General features: G+C 57.3%; 23 protein-coding genes. 1 reads left to right on the top strand and 22 read right to left on the bottom strand.

Going from position 1 to position 19,824, the window contains the following annotated elements:
• From acpT to JTI98_RS03655, 20 genes are all read right to left on the bottom strand, one after another.
• On the bottom strand, positions 1 to 583 hold a 583-nt coding region (acpT, locus tag JTI98_RS03750; RefSeq protein WP_044327811.1), incomplete at its 3' end, for a 4'-phosphopantetheinyl transferase AcpT.
• Position 584: 1 nt separating this feature from the next.
• Complete coding sequence (locus JTI98_RS03745; protein ID WP_042998509.1) at positions 585 to 1,814, bottom strand: beta-ketoacyl-ACP synthase; 1,230 nt, start codon at positions 1,812 to 1,814, stop codon at positions 585 to 587.
• Positions 1,811 to 2,542: a 3-ketoacyl-ACP reductase FabG2 gene (locus JTI98_RS03740; RefSeq protein WP_042998508.1), complete on the bottom strand. Its 732-nt coding sequence runs from the start codon at positions 2,540 to 2,542 to the stop codon at positions 1,811 to 1,813. The genes JTI98_RS03745 and JTI98_RS03740 overlap by 4 nt, the downstream gene beginning before the upstream one ends.
• Complete coding sequence (locus tag JTI98_RS03735) at positions 2,539 to 3,015, bottom strand: 3-hydroxy-fatty acyl-ACP dehydratase (protein WP_042998507.1); 477 nt, start codon at positions 3,013 to 3,015, stop codon at positions 2,539 to 2,541. Before JTI98_RS03735 ends, JTI98_RS03740 begins: the two co-directional genes overlap by 4 nt.
• Entirely contained in the window at positions 3,012 to 4,181 is a 1,170-nt protein-coding gene (locus JTI98_RS03730; RefSeq protein ID WP_042998506.1) for a beta-ketoacyl-[acyl-carrier-protein] synthase family protein, read from the bottom strand. The genes JTI98_RS03735 and JTI98_RS03730 overlap by 4 nt, the downstream gene beginning before the upstream one ends.
• Position 4,182: 1 nt before the next feature.
• Positions 4,183 to 4,839 (bottom strand): DUF3261 domain-containing protein, encoded by a 657-nt coding sequence (locus JTI98_RS03725; protein WP_369700152.1) that lies wholly within the window; start codon positions 4,837 to 4,839, stop codon positions 4,183 to 4,185.
• Positions 4,839 to 7,157, bottom strand: coding sequence for an MMPL family transporter (locus JTI98_RS03720; protein ID WP_216081932.1), 2,319 nt, complete (start codon positions 7,155 to 7,157; stop codon positions 4,839 to 4,841). Before JTI98_RS03720 ends, JTI98_RS03725 begins: the two co-directional genes overlap by 1 nt.
• Entirely contained in the window at positions 7,126 to 7,731 is a 606-nt protein-coding gene (locus tag JTI98_RS03715) for an outer membrane lipoprotein carrier protein LolA (protein ID WP_044263906.1), read from the bottom strand. Before JTI98_RS03715 ends, JTI98_RS03720 begins: the two co-directional genes overlap by 32 nt.
• Positions 7,728 to 8,150, bottom strand: a complete 423-nt coding sequence (locus JTI98_RS03710) for a thioesterase family protein (RefSeq protein WP_042998503.1) — start codon at positions 8,148 to 8,150, stop codon at positions 7,728 to 7,730. Before JTI98_RS03710 ends, JTI98_RS03715 begins: the two co-directional genes overlap by 4 nt.
• 3 nt (positions 8,151 to 8,153) lie before the next feature.
• Positions 8,154 to 9,845, bottom strand: a complete 1,692-nt coding sequence (locus JTI98_RS03705) for a glycosyltransferase (RefSeq protein WP_058587449.1) — start codon at positions 9,843 to 9,845, stop codon at positions 8,154 to 8,156.
• Positions 9,836 to 10,189, bottom strand: a complete 354-nt coding sequence (locus JTI98_RS03700; RefSeq protein ID WP_042998501.1) for a beta-hydroxyacyl-ACP dehydratase — start codon at positions 10,187 to 10,189, stop codon at positions 9,836 to 9,838. The genes JTI98_RS03705 and JTI98_RS03700 overlap by 10 nt, the downstream gene beginning before the upstream one ends.
• Complete coding sequence (locus JTI98_RS03695) at positions 10,176 to 11,537, bottom strand: AMP-binding protein (RefSeq protein WP_058587450.1); 1,362 nt, start codon at positions 11,535 to 11,537, stop codon at positions 10,176 to 10,178. The genes JTI98_RS03700 and JTI98_RS03695 overlap by 14 nt, the downstream gene beginning before the upstream one ends.
• Positions 11,534 to 12,106 carry a hypothetical protein gene (locus JTI98_RS03690; protein ID WP_044327248.1) on the bottom strand — a complete coding sequence of 191 codons (573 nt, stop codon included), beginning with the start codon at positions 12,104 to 12,106 and terminating at the stop codon, positions 11,534 to 11,536. Before JTI98_RS03690 ends, JTI98_RS03695 begins: the two co-directional genes overlap by 4 nt.
• Positions 12,107 to 12,112: 6 nt before the next feature.
• The gene (locus tag JTI98_RS03685) at positions 12,113 to 12,364 is read right to left on the bottom strand and encodes an acyl carrier protein (protein ID WP_216081931.1); all 252 of its coding nucleotides are present in this window, start codon (positions 12,362 to 12,364) and stop codon (positions 12,113 to 12,115) included.
• A 12-nt stretch (positions 12,365 to 12,376) separates the two neighbouring features.
• Positions 12,377 to 12,634, bottom strand: coding sequence for a phosphopantetheine-binding protein (locus JTI98_RS03680; RefSeq protein ID WP_042998497.1), 258 nt, complete (start codon positions 12,632 to 12,634; stop codon positions 12,377 to 12,379).
• The gene (locus JTI98_RS03675) at positions 12,615 to 13,448 is read right to left on the bottom strand and encodes a 1-acyl-sn-glycerol-3-phosphate acyltransferase (RefSeq protein WP_369700151.1); all 834 of its coding nucleotides are present in this window, start codon (positions 13,446 to 13,448) and stop codon (positions 12,615 to 12,617) included. The genes JTI98_RS03680 and JTI98_RS03675 overlap by 20 nt, the downstream gene beginning before the upstream one ends.
• Positions 13,427 to 14,149 carry a beta-ketoacyl synthase chain length factor gene (locus JTI98_RS03670; RefSeq protein ID WP_044327246.1) on the bottom strand — a complete coding sequence of 241 codons (723 nt, stop codon included), beginning with the start codon at positions 14,147 to 14,149 and terminating at the stop codon, positions 13,427 to 13,429. Before JTI98_RS03670 ends, JTI98_RS03675 begins: the two co-directional genes overlap by 22 nt.
• Positions 14,150 to 14,203: 54 nt before the next feature.
• A complete protein-coding gene (locus JTI98_RS03665) occupies positions 14,204 to 15,265 on the bottom strand; it encodes a methyltransferase (RefSeq protein ID WP_044263895.1) in 1,062 nt (353 codons plus the stop codon).
• Between the two features lie 68 nt (positions 15,266 to 15,333).
• Positions 15,334 to 15,711: a hypothetical protein gene (locus JTI98_RS03660; protein WP_125340073.1), complete on the bottom strand. Its 378-nt coding sequence runs from the start codon at positions 15,709 to 15,711 to the stop codon at positions 15,334 to 15,336.
• 369 nt (positions 15,712 to 16,080) lie between these two features.
• Positions 16,081 to 17,130 carry an AI-2E family transporter gene (locus JTI98_RS03655; RefSeq protein WP_216081930.1) on the bottom strand — a complete coding sequence of 350 codons (1,050 nt, stop codon included), beginning with the start codon at positions 17,128 to 17,130 and terminating at the stop codon, positions 16,081 to 16,083.
• Positions 17,131 to 17,227: 97 nt separating this feature from the next.
• Between JTI98_RS03655 and JTI98_RS03650 the strand changes: the two genes are divergently transcribed.
• Positions 17,228 to 18,478: an MFS transporter gene (locus tag JTI98_RS03650; protein WP_071888335.1), complete on the top strand. Its 1,251-nt coding sequence runs from the start codon at positions 17,228 to 17,230 to the stop codon at positions 18,476 to 18,478.
• Positions 18,479 to 18,481: 3 nt separating this feature from the next.
• On the opposite strand, the gene JTI98_RS03645 is transcribed toward JTI98_RS03650, so the two are convergent.
• Complete coding sequence (locus tag JTI98_RS03645; protein ID WP_044327800.1) at positions 18,482 to 19,039, bottom strand: DcrB family lipoprotein; 558 nt, start codon at positions 19,037 to 19,039, stop codon at positions 18,482 to 18,484.
• Between the two features lie 77 nt (positions 19,040 to 19,116).
• Positions 19,117 to 19,782, bottom strand: coding sequence for a 7-cyano-7-deazaguanine/7-aminomethyl-7-deazaguanine transporter (locus JTI98_RS03640; RefSeq protein WP_042998489.1), 666 nt, complete (start codon positions 19,780 to 19,782; stop codon positions 19,117 to 19,119).
• Between the last annotated feature and the right edge of the window lie 42 nt (positions 19,783 to 19,824).

The following is a 19,824-nucleotide window of genomic DNA, read 5'->3' as shown; positions in this document are numbered from 1 at the left end:
AAACCGTTTCCAGCCACTGCACCGCGTCTGCGTTCAGGGTAAAGGGCGTGGGAGTGCAGACGGCCAGGCTCAGGTTATCGAGCTGGCAATGGCTCAGCGAAAGCCCGGAGTCAAAGGTGCTGTCGACGCTGACGATCTGCCACGCGCTGCCGCCGCGCTGTTTCACGATTGCCTCTTTTTGCGTCCAGATGCGCCAGAAGGCGGCGAGCTGCCGATCCGGATGTTCCGCTTCCACTTCGGCATGTTCGCCGAGGCTGAAGACCGCATTTGCCAGCGAGCGCCAGTTGGCGCGCGGGCGGATGATTTCGAGATCACAACCCACTTCGCCTTCGTCGCTCAGCAGCAGGGCGATATCGTCACCGCTATGGCTCAGGTTGAACCACAGCGACGTCTCGGGTGAAAACGCGGGTTTCCCCTGTTCGCCGTAAACAATCTCCGGCAGCGGCGAGAGGGTGTGGGAAAGCAGAACGCGACCGGCCAGCCAGCGTGCGCGTCGCGGACCCTGCGGTGCCAGATCGGTTAACGCAGACGGCAAGGTGCCTGCGCTGAGTGTCGAAACTTTTCCCAGTACGATCCGATACATGTCAGGACCAACGTTTAATGATGATGGACGTATTGATGCCGCCAAACGCAAAATTGTTGCTCTGTAAGAATTCACAATCAATCTTGCGGGCTTCACCCATGATGTAATCCAGCGCGCCGCAGTTGGCGTCGGGCTGTTTTAAGTTTAGCGTAGGCGCAAACCAGCCTTCACGCATCATTTGCAGACTCATCCATGCTTCCAGCGCGCCACAGGCACCAAGGGTATGCCCAAAATAACTTTTCAGCGAGGAGATTGGCACATTATCGCCATAAATTGCGGCAGTCGCCTGACTTTCCGCAATATCGCCACGATCCGTCGCCGTGCCGTGTGCGGAAATATAGCCGATATCCAGCGCGTTTAATCCTGCCATTTTCAGCGACTGTTCCATGCAAATTTGCATGGTTTCCCGTTGTGGCTGGGTGATATGCGCGGCGTCGCAGTTGGTGGCAAACCCGATGATTTCGCCGTAAATTGTCGCGCCGCGTGCTTTGGCGTGTTCCAGTTCTTCAAGGATCAACGTCCCGGCGCCTTCGCCAATCACCAGCCCATCGCGCTGTTCATCGAACGGCGACGGCGTGGTTTTCGGTTGATCGTTGCGCTGACTGGTGGCGAACAGCGTATCAAACACCGCCGCTTCCGACGGGCACAACTCTTCCGCGCCGCCTGCTACCATCACGGTTTGATAACCGTGGCGAATCGCTTCCCACGCATAGCCAATCGCCTGGCTGCCGGACGTGCAGGCGCTGGAGGTGGGGATCACGCGTCCGCGCAGGCCGAAAAACAGCCCGGTATTGACGGCGGTGGTGTGCGGCATCATCTGCACATAGGTGGTGCCGGTAATGTTATTGGTGTGCTTTTCGGTCAGCATGGTGGCAAATTCGCTCACCGGGCCAGTACTGCCGGTGGATGAGCCATACGCAATACCCGTTTCCCCGTTGGTGAGCACGTCGTCGCCAATCAGTCCAGCCTGTTCGAGCGCCAGTTCGGTGGCGCGGGTAGACATCAACGACACGCGACCCATCGCACGGATGCGCTTACGGGTGTAATGCTCCGGCAGCGTGAAATCATCGATCGGTGCGCCCAGCAGGGTATGTAGCCCCTCATAAACCTGCCACTCCGGCATTTTGCGCACGGCGTTTTCATAGGCCCGCAGTCTGGCGGAAACATCCTGCCAGTTTTCCCCAAAGGCGGTGACGCCGCCCATGCCCGTTATCACCACGCGACGTGTCATAACATCCCTCCATTGATGGAAATCACCTGACGGGTGACGTAGCTCGCCACATCCGACATCAAATAGCTGGCAAGCCCGGCGACTTCGTCCGCCTGACCCATGCGTTTCATTGGGATCATCGCCATCGCTTCCTTCAGCGCGGCCTCTTCCATTTCGATCATTCCGGTGTCGATCAGCCCCGGCGCGATGCAGTTGACGGTTATTTTGCGTTTCGCAAGTTCAATCGCCAGCGCTTTGGTGGCGCCGATAATCCCGGCTTTGGCGGCGCTGTAGTTTACCTGCCCACGATTGCCCATTACGCCGGACACCGACGACAGGGTGATAATCCGACCGCCCTGGCGCGCGCCGATCATTGGCATGATGCACGGCTGAATGACGTTATAAAAACTGTCGAGGTTAGTGTGGATCACCGTGTCCCAGTCGCTGTCGCTGAGTGCCGGGAAGGCGGCATCGCGGGCAACGCCTGCATTGCTGACTACGCCGTACCATGCGCCATGCGCCTCGATATCCTGTTCCAGTACTTCGCGGCACTGCTCGCGGTTCGCCACGTCGAAACTGAGCAGACGCCCTGCGCCACCGACGGCGAGAATGGCATCCAGCGTCTCCTGCGCGCCCTGTGCATCACGATGGTAGTGGACGCCGACCACAAAGCCGTCCGCTGCCAACTGGCGGGCGATTGCGCGACCGATGCCTTTGCTGGCGCCGGTAACTAAAACTGAACGACTCATGCGGACGCTCCTTGTTGAAATAGAGAATGAAGTTCTTCTGCCGATGGCTGGAAGGTATTAACGCGGCCTGTCGCCAGTGTCTCTTCGTCGGCGGTAATCGCGCATTCGAAGCTGCCGAAACGGTCGTCCTGCATCAGCAACTTAACGGTAATGGATACGGTTTTTCCTGCGGGCAGAACGCCGGCTGTGCAAATCAGTTCGCGCGCGCCGAGCACCATCCCGAGTGAGATCGCTCCCTGACCCTGCTGATGGCGGTGCCAGCCGGACCAGACGCCGACGGTCTGCGCCATCAGTTCCAGTGCGAACCAGCCGGGTAAATTGCCTTGCGGATCAAGGAACGGTGCGAGAACGCCGCCGCTCGCCACCGTGACGCAACAAACGGCGGTGTCTTCGCCCACGCGAACCACCTCTTCGAGTAGCAGCATGGGCGCGTCGTGCGGCAGGTATTCGCCGGGTGATAAATAGTGGCTCATGACATTCTCCCGAGCAGAATACTGGTGTTATTGCCGCCAAAGGCGAACGAATTCGACAAGATAAACGGGCGTTCAAGCGGCTGAGGTTGCTCGATGATGCCGCAGGGCGGCAGCGCCGGATCGCGCGGCGACAGGCTAAAGTCCTGTACTGGCAGAGGCAGGTCATGCTGTAAAATCAGCATGCTGAGCGCCGCTTCGGTAATCCCTGCCGCGCCCAGCGTGTGGCCGGTCAGGTGTTTGGTCGAGCTGCACGGGACGCGCTCGCCAAACAGCGCGTTGACCACCCTGGATTCGATCTGGTCGTTCAGCGGCGTGGCGGTGCCATGCAGATTGATGTAACCCACCTGTTCGGGTGTGAGACCGGCATCGTCCAGCGCCTGCTGGATGGCGCGAATGGCCCCAACGCCCTCCGGATGCGGTGCCGAAATATGGTGCGCGTCGCTGGATTCCCCTACGCCAAGCAGCGCGATGGGCTGTGGCTCGCGGGTCAACAGCATCAGCGCCGCGCCTTCGCCAATAGTAATACCGCTTCGGTCACGGCCAAACGGCAGACAGCGCGTCGGCGAGAGCGATTCGAGACTGTGGAAGCCGTTGATCGGCATCCGGCTCAGGGTATCTGCGCCGCCGACGATGGCGACGTCCACGAGATCGGATTCAATTAAGCGGCGTCCGCTGATGATAGCGCGAGCGCTGGAGGAGCAGGCGGTGGAGAGGGTGAATGCCGGGCCGTCCAGCTTCAGCCAGTGGCTGAGAAAGCGCGACGGGTCGCCCAGTTCCTGCTGCGCGTACTGCCAGTGATGGCTCTCTTCGCCGTTCAGCGTCAGGTTAACGTGCGTGTCGCCTTCATCCAGACCGGACGTGCTGGTGCCGAGCACCACCGCAACCCGATCGCGACCGTAGCGCGCAATGGCCTCATCCACCTGCGGCTGGATCTGCCTGAGCGCCGCCAGCAGCAGCTGATTGTTGCGCGAACGGTGGGCGCTAAAGTCATCCGGGATGGCGGGCAGTTCGCCGTCCACGCCAGCAAGTACCGCGTGAGGATGCCCCTGTAACCAGCCGGTGCGCGGGCGCATGCCGGGTGCAACGCCATGCGTCAGGTTAGCGGCGATTTCATCGGTATCGTTGCCCAACGCGTTAATCATGCCCACCGCAGAAATGTAAATCATATCAGTCACCCAGATATTGAATGGTGATGTGGTATTTAAAGACATGCTGTTCGATGCTGATCGGCTCGCGCTTGCCTTTGCGGTTCAGGTAGGTGATTTCGGTCACCAGCGTGCCGCGAGCATTACGCAGTTCACGCCTGTCGCCGCTGTCCGTCAACGTCCAGCCTTTCGGCAACTGCGGCTGCCAGGTGCTAATCGGCCAGTGGCTGAGCATGACGTCAGCCAGCACCTGACTGGCGGGCGGCAATTGTGGAACCACGATGGACTGCTCGGTGTGCAACCCTTTGTCATCGTAAGTGACGAGGAACAGACGAATACCCACCGACGACAGCCCCGCCAGCGTGATTTTTTTATCATCGGCATTCAGCATTACCAGCAGCGACTGGGTTTTGCCGTTAAAGCGGCCGGTGAGCAACTGCTGAGCGTTCACTGCCGGAGAGATGCCCGGTGCAGGCAGTGTCACCCGCGTACCTGGCTCCAGCCACGCCTGCGGGCGGCCTTGCTGATCTTTTGGCGAGTGGCTGCAGCCGGTGAGTAACAGCGCAAAGAGGCCCAGCGCTAACTGCGCGATGGCGCTACGCTTATCGGGCCTACGCCAACCTGTTGACCTGTCAGGCCGGATAAGGCGTAGCCGCCATCCGGCAAAAAGGTGTTTAATCATTTTCGTTTTTTCTCTCTTTTCGTCGGCATCGCCAGAGGGGAAAGCAGGAACGCGGTGAAAATGCCGCTGACCAGCACAATGCCAAAACTGCTGATCGCCTGGGTGGCGCTAAAGACCAACATACCGAGCGTCAATAGGGTGGTCATCATGGCCAGCGTGATGGCTAACAGGGAGGTCAGCGGCGTCCCACGCGGATTACTGAAAAACAGCGTGTAGTTAATGCCGATCCCCAGAACCAGCACCAGCGCCAACAGCGAGAACAGATTGACCGCATGCCCGCTCAATGCCAGCACCGCCAGACCGCAGCCCAAAGAGAGCACCGACGGCACGAGGCTGACCAATCCTCTGCGCCAGCCTAACCGCGCGATCGCGCCGCAGGCAATCACCGCCAGCGCGATAAACAATAAACCGGTCAGTACGTTGCGATACAGTGCAAACAGGTTGTCAAAGGTGCTTTTGCGATCGACCCACGCGACACCGGGATATTTCTCGCTAAGCGCGTTGAGCGCCGCGCTCTGGGTCACGCCTTCCACGGGCACCAGTACACCGCTTTCGCCGTGAGGCAGGCTCAACCACAACAGTCGCCAACCTTCGCTGGCCGGGCTGGCAAGCCAGGCGTCAACGGTTACCGGCATAGGGGCTAGATCGGGATTGACCGTCGTCAGCCCGGCGTTGTTCAGGGCCTGAATGACCGTGGGCGCAGCGTTTTTCAGCAAGGCGAGATCCTGCTGCTGACGGGTCAGTGAATTCAACGGGATCGTGCGATAGCCGTTGAGCAGACCCTCTTTTTTCGCCTGCGCCAGCGCGGGGACAAAGGCTTCCAGCCGTTCCAGCGTCTGCTGTGCGGAGTCGCCGTACACCACAAACCACTTCTGATCGACACTCTGTCCGGTCAGCGCGGTAATGGTTTTTTCCTGCGCCAGAATGTGCTTCGGCAGCGCCTGCAACTGCGAGATATCGTCGTCCACGCGCAGCGTTGCCATGCCAGCCAGTGAGAAAAGCGCGAGTGCCACCGGCAAACCGACGGAGAGCGTTTTATTGCGTCGCCAGGCGGCAAGCCAGCGCAGCATCAGTACCATCGCCGGAACCGGACGCACCGGTAGCCCGCGACACAGCCACGGATGCCAGAAAATCACCGTCAGGCACGAGGCGCTCAGTCCTGCCGCCGCAAATACCGCCATCTGGCGAATGCCGGGGAAGGGGGCGAGCATCATAATCAGGTAGGCCGCGACGGTGGTCAGCAGCGCCAGCAGCAGGGCATTTCGCACTTTTGCCAGACTTTGCCAGGGCGAGGTTTCCGCGCCATGCACCATCCGTTCGGTCAGGTAATACAACGTGTAGTCGGCGGAGATGCCGATGATGCTCATGCTCATCACCAGCGTCATCAGATGCAGTTCACCGAAGAACAGCAGCGTGACGACGGTTCCCGCCAGCGCGCCAATGCCAATCGACAGCAGACACAGCAGCAGCGGGCGCAGCGAGCGGAACACCGCGACAATCAGCAGCAGCACGCCCAGCACTGTCGCCACGCCAAGCGTGGAGACATCCTGTTTTGCCTGTTGGCTGGCGTAATCGCTGTAGAATACCGTGCCACGCGACAGTAGCTGCGCCTGGGGATAGCGCGCTTTCAGCGCCTCTGCAAGCGCGCTGAGCGTGGTCACCAGATGATGCGTCTGTTGCATATCGAACGACGAACCGGCCAGTTCGCCATGCAGCAGATACCAGTAATTTCCCTCGCGGTCCTGCGCCACCAGCCAGCCGTCCATCAGCCGCAGACGCTGACCATTTTCGGCCATCGCTAACTGTGAGCCGCGCATCAGCATTAGCGGATCGTTTTGCAGCTCTTTACCGCTGACGCCGGAAAACGCGGAATAGAGCTGAGACAGGATCCATTGCGCCTGCGCGTCGCCGCCGTTTTGTAGACGGGCGCGAGTTTGCGGGTCGATCAAACCGTTGCGGTGCTGCCAAAAGAACGCGCCCCACGCCTGTTGGCTGTTGGCATCCATTGGGCCTTTTACCTCAGCCAGCGCCTGTGATTGTTGCAGCATCGCCAGCCAGTTACGGGCGATTGTCGGGTCCGCCTTTTTACCGGGACTGACCAGCCAGACCAACTGGCGGTCAAGACGCTGCATAAAGCCGTCATTCAGGGCAGGCGGAATCGCCCCCAGCGCCTGTTTTGGCAGCATCGCCAGCACGCTGCTGTTGAGCCGCGCCTGAGGCAGCAATATCAGCAACACGCCCAGCATCATGATGCAGGCGATTCCCCATAACAGCGCGGGGCGTTTACTGGGCGGCAAAGCGTTGGCGTTCGTCATCAGTCAGTTGCGCAGGCGTCAGTTGGTGTTGGGAAAGCACGATATCCGTGCGGTCGCCCTGTTTGTCGTTTAGCTCAATACGTTCCAGATAGGTTTTTCCGGCCAGGTCGATGGTGGCAAAGATCTTATCCAGTGGCGTGGTGACAGGTGTCAGGCGTAGCGTCCAGCGGCCCTCTCCGCGATCTGCAAACTCCACGCGGAAGTTTTGCTCCAGCACTTTGCGGTCGGCCTGAAACAGCCCGCGCAGTAGGTGGTTAAACTGGAACATCTGCGGGTTGTTATCGGCGGTGATAGTCTGCGGCGGCTGACCGTTGATGGCCTGCACCATTCGCGTATCGTCCAGCAGCAATTGCATCGGGAACGGACGGGTTTGATCCCACAAAAGCCCCTGGTCGCGGGCGATCAACATCGTTCCTGCGGATCGCAGCGGCTGCGGCAGATCTTTTATCGTCCGGGTTTGATCGAAATGCGCGCGGATCACCGGCTGTTCGGTAAAGCGCTGTTGCAGTTCATCCAGTGTCAGGGCGCTGACGAACGGGCTGACGAGCAGTGCCAGCAGCGGCAGAAACCTCATGGCGTCACCCCCATTCGTTCAAACAGAATGTCCGGGCAGACGAAGCACATTTCGCGGCTTTTCTCTTCCACCGCGACCTGAATGGTGTAGCCCGTCGTCGCGCGTTTCCCGCTTTCGGCATCGAAGATTTCATAGCCAATGCGCAGGCGGTTTTCGAACTCTTCCAGACGCGCCCGCACGCGAATGCGCTGCTCAAAGGTCAGCGGATGGCGGTATTTCACGCGGGTATCCACCACGGGCCACAGGTAGCCGGAGGCTTTCATCTGGCGGTAGCCGTAGTCGAACTGGTTAAGCAGCGCTTCGCGGGCAATTTCGAAGTAGCGGAAGTAGTTGCCGTGCCACGCCACGCCCATCATGTCGACGTCATGAAACGGAATGGTCAGCTCGACTTCAGCCGTAAAGCGGGGATCGTTCAGCACCCTTTACTCCTTGTTTTTGGGTTCCGGCAATTGCCAGAAATCGAAAAAGTTAAACCAGTCGAGCGGCGACTGTAACGCGTAATGTTCAAGACGTTCGGCATAGCGGTCGATGGTCTGCTGTAGCGCCTGCTGGCGTTCGGCGCGCGGCAAGAGCAGCGGATTGGCGAACGGCTCGCAGTGAATGCACAGCTTCTCCTGCTGACGCAGGGCAAAGAGGAGATCCACCGGGCAGCGCAAAATCGAGGCGAGGATAAATGGCCCCTGCGGGAACGGGGCGGCTTGCCCCATGAAACGACTCCAGCAGACGCGCCAATCGCCGCCACGTTGGGGATTTACCGCAATTCGATCGCCGACAATAGCAATCCATTCCCCGCGCTCCAGCTTCTCTTTGAGCGCAATGGCGGTGTCCGGGCCGATGTCGGTCACTGGCATCAGGTTGAGTCCGGCCTGCGGGGCCATCTCTTCCATAATCTGCTTAAAACGGCGGGCATTATCGCTGAACACCAGCGCGTTGATGGTTTTGCTGCCCTGTAACTGCGCCAGCGCGCGACAGGCTTCAACATCGCCCAGGTGCGAGGCCAGCAGCAGCTTGCCGCGAGGATCGCTCACATTCAGCGCCGCTTCAGCCCCTGGCGCAAACACTACGTCGCGACCAAAATGCAGTTCACCGCGCCAACTGGCGATTTTATCGAGCATCGCGTTACCAAAACGCAAGAAGTGTTGGTAGCTGGTGAGGTTAGCCGGCACCGGCCTCTGCCGCGCGGCCAATTGCTCACGCACGCGGGCGATCCAGTTCTGTGAGGCCCGGCGAGCGGTGGACGCCGTCAGCCAGTAAACACCGACCACCGGATACAGCAGCAAGGTGAACGCTTTGCGTCCCAGCAGCCGCCAGACCAGCAGCATCAGGCGCATTCCCCACAGCCCTTTCACCTCCTGCTGGCGCGCCCAGTGCGGCGACGTTCGACGCAGCAGCAGTGACGGGATGCGCGGCAACATGCCGAAGAACAGGCGCGTATGCATCAGCGAAATGCGGCAGTTATCTTTGAAAGCATCGAAGTGCGACAGCCCGTCCGGCGGATAGGTCACGCGAGTCGGGACAAAATAGCTGGGGGTGCCCTGCCACCAGAGACGCACCATCACTTCGGTGTCAAAATCCATTCGCTTGCCGAGCGTTACCCGCTGCGCCAGTTGGCGCGTGGGGGCGACAGGGTAGACACGAAAGCCGCACATACTGTCTTTCAGTTGCAGGGAAAGGGTTTCAATCCATACCCAGACATGGGTTATCCAGCGCCCGTACAGACGCGAACGGGGAATGGAATCATCATAAATCGGCTGTCCGGAGATCAGCGCGGCGGGATGGGCCTGCGCCAGTTCCAGCAGTTTTGGAATGTCTTCAATGGCATGTTGACCGTCGGCATCGACCTGGACGGCATGGGTAAATCCGGCCTCTGCCGCCGCCTCTAATCCGCGGATCACCGCCGCGCCTTTTCCGGCATTTTCCGCCAGACGGATTAAGGTCAGACCGGAGGTGTCCTCGGCGAGTCTGTCCAGTTCCTGCTGCGTGGCGGCATCGCTGCCGTCGTCCACCACAATACACGGCAGATTAAACGGCTGCAGGCGTGTCAGGACACGCGGCATCATGGCGCCGTGGTTATAGCAGGGGATCAGCACGCAGGGGGAAAAGGTCAACGGCATAACCGGATCTTCCCGCTGCTGGCGGTATGGCGCGCGTCGCCATCGTGGCGTTGATAGCTGAACGTCAGGATCTGACGCGCTTCCTGCCAGCTCAGCGTTAGCGTGACGGTGTTTTCCGGCAGCAGCGGTGCCTGGAACTTCACGTTCTGAATGCTGTGAAAACGCCAGCCGGGAGCGAGCAGAGTGGTGGCATAGTGCATCACCCAGTCCATCTGCGCGACGCCCGGCAGCAGCGGCTGCACGGCAAAATGGCCGCTAAACCAAAAAAGAGAAGGATCGAGATGCAAAACGATCTCAACCTGTTGAGGCTGTGCCTGATGGCGCTCAATTTCATGGGGTATCATGAAACAACTCCTGTAATTGCGCATAGACACGCTTATTCATACTGTTGACCGGAATTTCGTCGATAACCCGCCAGTAACGCGGTACGGCGACCGGCTCGAGCCACGGTAGCAGCGCTCGCCGCCACGTCAGCTCCTGGGTTTTTCCACCGCTGTTCTGCCAGCGCTGGCGCGCCTCGTCATCGAGTACCAGCAGTACGCCCACGCCCTGGCGACCGCCACGGGTGATCGGCAGGGCGGCGACCTCGCGGATGCCCTTTAGCTCCAGCAGGCGTTGTTCGACTTCGCTGAGCGAAATGCGCTTCTCTTCAATTTTGACCACCCGGCCACGGCGCCCCATCAGGCGGAACTGACCGTTTGGTTCAAACTGCAGGATATCGTCGAGCAGCAGACCGTTAACGTCGGCAATCAGCGGAGAAAAGACACGAAATGCAGCATCTTCTGCGGTAAATGACACGCCTGGGAAGGGCAGCCAGGTGACATTCTCCTGCTGACGATAGCGCCAGGCCAGAATACCGGTTTCGGTGCTGCCGTAGATTTCATCCGGCCAGACGTTCAGCCAGGCGGCGGTTTGCGTGACGTCCTGCCACGGTAACATGCCGCCAGCCGACAAAATCATTGCCACCGGCGGTGCGGGAAGCTGGTGGTCGAGACGTTTTAAAAACGCCGGGCTGCTGATAAACACATAGCGATGTTCGTGACCCAACGCAGCCAGTTGCTCCGCGTAGTAGAGCATGGCTGCATGCAGCGGCAGACCGAGCGCCATTGGCAGGAAAATACGAAACGTCAGACCATACAGATGCTGCGGCACGACGGAGGCTACCACTCTGCACCCCGCCAGGCGGTCGGCAAAGCGCGCCGCCAGCAGTTCGGCTTCATGGTCCAGACGGGCAATGGGTTTGACGATGCGCTTCGGTTGCCCCGTCGAGCCGGAGGTAAACAGCTCGACATATGCATCGTGGCGCAGGGGCGGGAAGAGGCACGCTTCATCGCTGAGCGTCATTGCTGAGCTAACCACCCACAGCGGCCCCTGCCAGCCGAGCGTTTTATCGCTCAGTACGCCGTCAAACAACGCCCGCTGTTCGTCGAGCAAAGAGACGCGGTTATGCCCCGGGATCACGGGCGTTTTCCCCGCATGCAGTGTCGCCAGCAGCGCGACAATAAACAGATAGCTGTTTTCAAAACAGAGCGCCCAGCGATCGCCTTTTTGCTGTTGCAGGCGTGTCATTAACTGCGCGACATCGTGGCGCAAGTGACCGAGCGTCCAGTGGCGTTCATCCTGCCAGGCGACAGGCGTGTTCGCTGGACGGGGGGAGGTGAGCCATTCGGCAAGCGTCAGGGTCTGTTTCATTGCGATTCTCGATTCATCATCCAATGGCGTACCAGCCATTCGCTGCCCATCAGTAACCCCATCAGCAGGTAGGCAATCAAGCCATTCCATGCGGTCCACATTGCCATATCGCCGTGGAGGGCGGTAAACAACGCCACGCCGCCGTTGAAGATAAAAAAGGCGCACCAGATCTGCGTCACCCGGCGGGTGTAACGCACCGCCACAGCCGGGAGTTGGGGATCGCGCAGTCGCGCCAGTCGTTCAACGATGGGCATCGATGACCAGAGCGAACCGCCAAAAACGGCAAGCATGACGGCATTCACCACAACCGGATAAAACAGCAGAAGCTGATGGGTTTTAAGCAGGTAACTGGCGACGCACAGGGTGATACCCACTGCGGCCACCACCTGGGTGACGACGCGCAACGGACCCGCCTGTCGCCGGGTCTGGCGAAAGCGTAAGAACAGCAATAGTGCCATCAGCGGCAGTAACCACTGCAGGCTGTGGTGCGCCAGGCCAAACCAAATCAGGAAAGGCCAGGCAAGCAGCAGCACGCCTGTCAGCACAGGCAACGCGCGAACGCCCGACACGGCGAATCAGGCTTCTTTAAGCAGGCGTTCTACCGCGTCAACGACATCCTGCACGGTGTGTACGGCTTTGAACTCTTCCGGTTTGATCTTCTTACCGGTTTTCTTTTGCAGATGGACGATCATGTCGACGGCGTCAATGCTGTCCAGCTCAAGATCGTCGTACAGACGCGCTTCAGGTTTGATCTCCTGCGGGTCTATCTCAAACAGCTTAACCAGCAGCGCAGAGACTTCGTTATAAATGGCGTGTTGATCGGTCATAACGGACTCTCCTCAGGCACGTTGCGCATTAATGAACGATGCCAGCGTGGCGACGGAGAAGAAGTGCTGACGCATCTCTTCACTTTCCGCAGACAGCACCACGCCGTACTGATTTTTTACCGCCAGTCCCAGTTCCAGGGCATCAATCGAGTCCAGCCCCAGGCCGTCGCCAAACAGCGCCGCCTCGGTGTCAATGTCGTCTGTTGACAGTTCGTCCAGATTCAATGTTGTTATGATGAGATTTTTAATTTCAAGATAAAGCGCTTGCATCATTAATTCCTGAGAGAGGTAACGTACCTGGTTGTAATTGAAGCAAAAGATGCCGGTTTAGCTGTCTTGCCGCCAGCGCCGGTTCTTGTAAATTTGCGTCGTAAAAGTGGTCGATCTTTACCCGCTCGCGTACCTCGACGGTAAACAGCGGTTTTACGGGCGGCACCTGATACCATTTGCTTTCTTTATCCAGCATGCGCTGGCTGCAATGGATGGTCACCACGCGAATATCGCTGCCGCAGCGCACGGCGATATTCGCCGCGCCGCGTTGCAGCGTCATGGTCTCGCCGGGGCGAGTGCGGGTGCCTTCGGGGAAAATTAAAATCGTATCGCCCTGCGCCAGGCGTTGCTGACTGGCCGGTAACAGGGCGTCGGCCTGACTGTTCACCAGATAATCCGCAGCACGCACTACGCCGCTGAGGAACGGGTTCTTCAGCAGCGCGCTCTTCACCAGACAGTCTGTTTCGGGCATTACCGACGCCAGCAGGACATAATCGATCAGGGTGGGGTGATTGGCGACCACCAGACATCCGCGTTCCTGACGCAAAATATCCACCCCGTTCATCTGATAATCCAGCACGCCCAGCACTCGGGTTACCGTTAAAAAGAGACGGAAGCTGGCGGCAATGCTGCGTCGGGCAATGCGGCGACGCCGGGCATTGTCCCATACGAACACTAATAAAACGTTAAACCAGACGACCGAAAGCAGCAGCCCGCCGAGTCCGAAGAGGGCGAAGCAGAAGCCGGTCATGGCGATTCGCCAGAGTCGGTTCAGCGTGGAGATAACCCCTTTCATGACCGACTCCAGTGCCAGTTCACTCGCTCACCCGGAAGGGAGAACGAGCGGGCATTCTGCAAATAGTGCTGTAAAAACAACAGGCTTTGCGGGAGTGGCGTTTCAGCGCCAGCCTGAGCCGGTTCGCTCTGACACACCCAGTCGTTACCTGCTTCGCAGACCAGCGCGGTGGCGTACGGCCAGGTTGGCATATTTTCCGGAAGGCGCGGGTGGTAAAACTCGGGAAGAAAACCGTCGAAATCGACCATCAGCACGCGCTGATAACCCGCCTGTAGCAGGCAGATGACTTCACATAGCCCCTGCTGGAAGGTATCGCGCCCGGCGGAAAGTGATGACGAGACGATAGGGTGTTTAGCCGCGATAGTCAGGTTGCCCACCGCTGAATTGTGTACCGACAGGGCAAAATCGGTCGGCGAGAGCGCCTGTTCTGTCGCCAGCGCGTGCAGAATCCGGTAGTTACGTTCGAGCTCTCCGTGGCGACTGGTGTATAGCACCGCATCAATATCGTGGCGACGCAACATCGCCAGTCCGCACTCGACGGCCAGTTTGCTGCCGGAGCTTAGACGACGGGAGGTCATCATCGGCAGTTCACGCAGTTTGCCTTGTGCCGCCGACGGATCGATGGCGTGCGGATGCCGTGACCATTGCAGCCACTGTATCAATTCGCTCAGACCTGGCGCCATCGCCCGCCAGTCGGTAATGTTTAGTGAGAATTTCATCAACGCGCGTCCGCGGTAAACCGGTGATTCCAGTAGCGTTCAGGTGCTACTTTGTTATTTTTTCTTTTGACATATCAATAAGGTATGTCCAACGCCTAAGTTGTCGTGGCGTTCGTCCACCTGGAACCCTGCCTTGTCCAGATAGCCATAAAATTTCTCTGCGCTGTAGAAACGGCTGTTGCCGTTCGCCATGCAGGTAAAATAAAGCGAAGACGCATTCAAACTGAATGAGGCGGCTTCAAAACGCTGCGCATCCCAGAACAGCTCCATAATGCACAGTCTTGCGCCGGGTTTCATCACACGGGCAACCTTGCTGAGCATGGCGACAATTTGCTCCGGTGAAAAACAGTCAAGAAATTGACTCATCCACCAGATATCGGCCTCAGTGGGTAAAGGCGCATCGCCAAGCATATCCACCGCATGAAAACCGATGCGATCGGATAATCCTGCATTTTCGATATTTTCGCGGGCAAGTGCAATTTGTTGTGGCAAATCTAATAACGTTATCGCGATATTTTCGTCGAATTGACTACAGCGTATTGCCCATTTTCCCGTATTTCCGCCTACATCGTACAGGGTTGCAGGACAACTGGCGAATACATGCGGTAATGCGGCGTCAAACGCCCCGTCAGAATAGTAATGATCGAAGGCGAACCAACTTTCACGCGCGGACGGCGGTAATTGCGACAATGCCGGATAAATAGTTGGCCAGTCGCCAAACACTTTTAACCCGGACGGTTTTCCTTCTTTCAGAGCATTCTCTAAAAAGAACAATCCCTGATAACAGACGTCGTGGGTGAAATCCATATTCACGCGAGTCATCGTGTCATGCAAAAGGAAATGTCCGATTTTCGCCAGATAATAGCGTCCCGCTTTATGGGTAATGATGCGTCCGCTTAATCCCATATCCAGCAAGACACCGACTGCATATTCGTTAACGTGACTGTTTTCGGTGATCTCTTCCAGTGTTGCACCCTGTTTTCCCTGGCGGTCAAGATACGCCAGCACATCAGCATTTCGCAGGCAAAGTGCGGTTTGAAACAGCATGGGGGCGAAGGCGATACGCTGCGCTTCCGTGATCGCATCCAGTGCGCTGAGGGAGTCCTGTTCGTACATAGCGAGTACAACCTGTTAAAAGACAAAAAGAGGTTATCGGGCCGCAAACGACCCGACTTTAGGAGATATTACAGACCCGCACCCGCAGACAGGTTCAACTGAATATCTTTATCCAGGTTACGGACCCAACGGTTGTAGTTTTTATGAATTTTACCGCCAGAAGCCTGCAGGTTGAAGCTGCTGTCGTATTTGATATCGTAGCTGGAGGCGGTGTAGGTAATACGCACTTCTGCAACGTGGTCGCGAGACTGCTGACGCGCTTTGATCACGCCCGGACCCGCTTCCGTCATGATCCATTTACGCTGAACGCCTGCTTTCAGGATCGCGTTTTTCACCTGATCCTGAGTATGGCCTGCGGTCACCGAAGAGTGCACCTGATCGATGGGGGCAGTACGCGCACAACCTGCCAGCGCACCGACAACGGCAATCGCCGCAAACCACTTAATGTATTGTTTCATGAAAACTCCCTATCAAAATTACTATTTATATTAACGTTGAATGCATTTCTGAATTGCGTTTTAGTTACAATGATACCGACTATTTTTAATGTTAACTTTGACGGGGCATCGTGAAAATTCTGAAATTAATTCATGCAGGCTGAAGACGTTTATCTTCCGGATTATCATGGTATTAGTTAATTTTCACTTAAATTAAATTGTCGATACCATTTAATTTGAATTAAATGCACTGCGGAAAAACCTGGAACTCATTTCGCGAAGGAAACCGCGCTTATTGAAACATCCAGGTAACAAAAGCGCGCCTTATAATACTTTCACCGGTAAGGGAATAAAACTACCCTGGTTGGTAGGGCGGGTTTATCCCGGTAATCGATTTTTCGGTCGCCCAGGGCCCAGTAATATTGCCAGTTTGCTGCCGCCTGTTGTGGTCTCCATCCAGATTTTACAGACGCTGGTCAGGGGAACGGAGAGCAACATCCCCACCGGGCCGAGCAACCAGCCCCAGACCAGTAAAGAAAGGAACACCACCAGCGTCGACATGCCCAGGCGATGCCCCATCATGCGCGGTTCAACCATGTTGCCCAATACCATATGGACTATCAGGAACAACGCACCCACCAGCACACACTCATAAACGCCGTTGAAAAGCAGCGCCTGAACCATCGGCGGAACGGCGGAAATCACCGAGCCAATATTGGGTACATAGTTCAGCAGGAACGCCAGCACTCCCCACATCAGGGCAAACTGAATGTTCATCAGTTCCAGCCCCAACCAGACAATGACCCCGGTCCACAGGCTGAGCAGCGTTTTTAACGCCAGATAGTGAGAGACCCCCTTCAGCGCCCTGTGCAGTCCGGCGATGTGGATTTGCGGATTGTGCAGTGCAAAACGCATTTTGTAGGGCACATGGCGGACCTCAAACAACATAAAGACAACCGTCATCACCAACAACACCACGCTGGCCATCGCCCCCGAGAGGCTGGTCATCAGCGTGGTGGTGAAGGTGACAATTTTCTCCGAATCCATGCGTTGCAACATGCGCTCTGGCGACATATGCAGATTCAGAAATGGCATCATATCTTGCAGATACAAAAGCTTACGTGTCAGCTCCTTGTTGTATTTCGGCAGCATGGCAATAAATTCATTCACCGAGGCCGCCAGCACACCAATCAGCGCGGTGAGCACGAACAGCATCACGACCACCACAATGGTGATCGCCACCGGGCGTTTCACTCCCCGCCGGATAAACCAGGTGACCAGTGGATTGAGGACAATGGAGAAAAAGAGCGCCAGTAATAGTTGCACAATGATATCTGCGGCGGCGTGGATCCCGGCGAGAATGACGACCAGCGAGGCCAGTTTGAGCAGAATATGTAGACCGGCTTTGTCGGGTTGAGGGGTTGTCATGTTTACATCCTTTTTTGATTTTCATTAAGTGTAGCGGCTCGCTGGCTGCCGATATTCCTAATCTGGCTGCTGATTTTCCCGGCGTGGCGTGGTAGAAATGAAACATTGTTGTAAAAATGTGGTGATCCCCATGCCCGAACCCGTCGCTGAACCGGCGCTTACTGGATTGCGCCTCAATCTGCGCATTGTTTCTGTTGTGATGTTCAACTGTGCCAGCTACCTGACCATCGGCCTGCCGCTCGCGGTTTTGCCTGGCTATGTGCATGATGTTATGGGGTTTAGCGCCTTCTGGGCGGGGCTGGTCATCAGCCTGCAATACTTCGCGACTTTGCTCAGTCGCCCTCATGCCGGACGCTATGCGGATCTGCTCGGACCAAAAAAGATTGTGGTTTTTGGCCTGTGCGGCTGTTTTCTCAGCGGGGCGGGCTATTTTCTGGCAGGAAGCGCCAGTAGCTGGCCGGTTGTCAGTTTGCTGCTGCTGTGTCTGGGCCGCGTGATTCTGGGGATTGGACAGAGTTTCGCCGGGACCGGCTCGACGCTATGGGGTGTTGGCGTGGTGGGCTCGTTGCACATCGGGCGGGTGATTTCCTGGAACGGTATTGTGACTTACGGGGCGATGGCGGTCGGCGCGCCGCTCGGCGTGCTGTTTTACCGTTGGGGCGGACTACAGGGTTTAGCGCTGATTATTATGGGAATCGCGCTGCTGGCCATTTTGTTAGCGATTCCGCGCCCTGCGGTGAAAGCGAGCAAAGGGAAGCCTTTGCCGTTTCGCGCGGTGCTTGGACGCGTCTGGCTATACGGAATGGCCCTGGCGCTGGCCTCGGCGGGTTTCGGGGTGATAGCCACCTTTATCACGCTGTTCTATGACGCCAAAGGCTGGGATGGCGCGGCATTCGCGCTCACCCTGTTTAGCTGTGCGTTTGTCGGAACGCGTTTGCTGTTTCCCAACGGCATCAATCGTCTGGGCGGTCTGAATGTGGCGATGATCTGCTTTAGCGTCGAGATAGTCGGACTGCTGCTGGTGGGAGTGGCGATGATGCCGTGGATGGCAAAAATCGGTGTGCTGCTGACAGGAATGGGTTTTTCGCTGGTCTTCCCGGCGCTTGGCGTGGTGGCGGTCAAAGCGGTGCCGCAGCAGAATCAGGGCTCGGCGCTGGCGACGTATACGGTGTTTATGGATCTGTCGCTGGGGGTGACGGGACCGTTGGCTGGGCTGGTGATGACCTGGGCTGGCGTGCCGGTCATTTACCTGGCGGCGGCAGGGCTGGTGGCGGTTGCGTTGCTGCTAACCTGGCGGTTAAAAAAACGGCCTCTGCAGGAATCGCCAGAGGCCGTCTCGTCGTCCTGATGGTTACTGAATAACCAGCGTATTGATGATGTTTTCAGCGGCCGTCTGCGCTTTCTGCTGGTCGTCCGCTGGCAGCGTAATTTGCAGAGTCAGCAGTTGGTTATCGACTTTTCCCAGCACCACAGAAGAGTAAGCGGTCTGGCCTTTCGCCGAGATGATGCTGTCTAACTGTTGCAGCGTGTGACCTTTCAGCTCGATGGATTTGTTGGTCACCACCTGCAACTGCGGGTCACGGCTGCGCTGCTGATCTTCAAGGCGTTTTGCCAGCACGGACAGCTCTTCGTTGGTGTTATCACCGACGATGACAATCACCGCTTTCTGGCCGGTCGCGTCAGAGTAGACGTGCATATTGTTGGCCTGCGTACCCAGCTTGCCACTCTGGTCCGTCATATCTGCCGGCAGTGAGAAACTCAGTTTGCCATCCAGCAGAGAAACCGGCTGACCGGTTGCGTTGCTTTCTGCCGCCGTGCCTTCTGCCGGCGCTTTTGTATCACTATTATCACAGGCCGCCAGCCCCATAACCAGCAGGCCAATACCGACATATTTAACCAGATTACGCATTGACTTCTTCCTTTCGATAAACGGCCATAACGGCGCATCCGTTCATCTTATCACAACCCGGAAAAGGAACCTTTAGCTCAACTTGTCTGCATCGCCGGGATTTCAGATTTATCTGCCAGTTTTTTCAGCAACATATTCAGCAATACGCCATACATCGGCAGGAAGAACAGGATGCTGATCAGCACTTTGAAACAGTAATCGACGATGGCGATTTCCATCCAGTGCTCGGCCATGAAGGCATCCGGACTGCGCCAGAAGGCAATGAAGAAAAAGGCAAGGGTATCGCTGACGTTGCCAAACAGCGTTGAGGCGGTCGGGGCCATCCACCAGCGGCGGTTCTGTCGCAGGCGGTTAAAGACATGCACATCGAGAATTTGTCCCAGTGCATAGGCCATAAAGCTGGCGACTGCGATACGGGCGACAAACAGATTGAAGTGCATCAGTGCCCCGAATCCCTGCCAGGAGCCCATATAGAACAGCGACGAAATCACATAAGAGATCAGCAACGCTGGCATCATCACCGCAAAGATAATTCGACGGGCCAATGGCGCGCCAAAAATGCGCACGGTCAGATCGGTAGCGAGGAAAATAAACGGAAAGCTAAACGCGCCCCAGGTGGTATGGAAACCAAAAATGGAGACCGGGAGCTGGACCAGATAGTTACTGGAGGTGATCACCAGCAGATGGAATAGCGATAGCCAGAACAACGCTTTTACGCGCTGCGATTGTGTGAACGGAGCCATATTGTACCTTTTTAATTGATGATTGGGGTGAGGGAACCCAAT

It is taken from the genome of Citrobacter sp. MGH 55 (assembly GCF_016906145.1).
GTDB classification, from domain to species: Bacteria; Pseudomonadota; Gammaproteobacteria; order Enterobacterales; family Enterobacteriaceae; genus Citrobacter_A; species Citrobacter_A amalonaticus.
Note: the sequence above shows the minus strand (reverse complement) of the source record. Positions and strands in the feature narration are given on the sequence as shown.

Excerpts from the sequence above, each read along its gene's own strand:
- JTI98_RS03745 (WP_042998509.1), bottom strand. The coding sequence starts at position 1,814 with ATGACACGTCGCGTGGTGATAACGGGCATGGGCGGCGTCACCGCCTTT.
- JTI98_RS03740 (WP_042998508.1), bottom strand. The coding sequence starts at position 2,542 with ATGAGTCGTTCAGTTTTAGTTACCGGCGCCAGCAAAGGCATCGGTCGC.
- JTI98_RS03735 (WP_042998507.1), bottom strand. The coding sequence starts at position 3,015 with ATGAGCCACTATTTATCACCCGGCGAATACCTGCCGCACGACGCGCCC.
- JTI98_RS03730 (WP_042998506.1), bottom strand. The coding sequence starts at position 4,181 with ATGATTTACATTTCTGCGGTGGGCATGATTAACGCGTTGGGCAACGAT.
- JTI98_RS03720 (WP_216081932.1), bottom strand. The coding sequence starts at position 7,157 with ATGACGAACGCCAACGCTTTGCCGCCCAGTAAACGCCCCGCGCTGTTA.
- JTI98_RS03715 (WP_044263906.1), bottom strand. The coding sequence starts at position 7,731 with ATGAGGTTTCTGCCGCTGCTGGCACTGCTCGTCAGCCCGTTCGTCAGC.
- JTI98_RS03705 (WP_058587449.1), bottom strand. The coding sequence starts at position 9,845 with ATGCCGTTGACCTTTTCCCCCTGCGTGCTGATCCCCTGCTATAACCAC.
- JTI98_RS03700 (WP_042998501.1), bottom strand. The coding sequence starts at position 10,189 with ATGATACCCCATGAAATTGAGCGCCATCAGGCACAGCCTCAACAGGTT.
- JTI98_RS03695 (WP_058587450.1), bottom strand. The coding sequence starts at position 11,537 with ATGAAACAGACCCTGACGCTTGCCGAATGGCTCACCTCCCCCCGTCCA.
- JTI98_RS03685 (WP_216081931.1), bottom strand. The coding sequence starts at position 12,364 with ATGACCGATCAACACGCCATTTATAACGAAGTCTCTGCGCTGCTGGTT.
- JTI98_RS03680 (WP_042998497.1), bottom strand. The coding sequence starts at position 12,634 with ATGCAAGCGCTTTATCTTGAAATTAAAAATCTCATCATAACAACATTG.
- JTI98_RS03670 (WP_044327246.1), bottom strand. The coding sequence starts at position 14,149 with ATGAAATTCTCACTAAACATTACCGACTGGCGGGCGATGGCGCCAGGT.
- JTI98_RS03665 (WP_044263895.1), bottom strand. The coding sequence starts at position 15,265 with ATGTACGAACAGGACTCCCTCAGCGCACTGGATGCGATCACGGAAGCG.
- JTI98_RS03655 (WP_216081930.1), bottom strand. The coding sequence starts at position 17,130 with ATGACAACCCCTCAACCCGACAAAGCCGGTCTACATATTCTGCTCAAA.
- JTI98_RS03650 (WP_071888335.1), top strand. The coding sequence starts at position 17,228 with ATGAAACATTGTTGTAAAAATGTGGTGATCCCCATGCCCGAACCCGTC.
- JTI98_RS03645 (WP_044327800.1), bottom strand. The coding sequence starts at position 19,039 with ATGCGTAATCTGGTTAAATATGTCGGTATTGGCCTGCTGGTTATGGGG.
- JTI98_RS03640 (WP_042998489.1), bottom strand. The coding sequence starts at position 19,782 with ATGGCTCCGTTCACACAATCGCAGCGCGTAAAAGCGTTGTTCTGGCTA.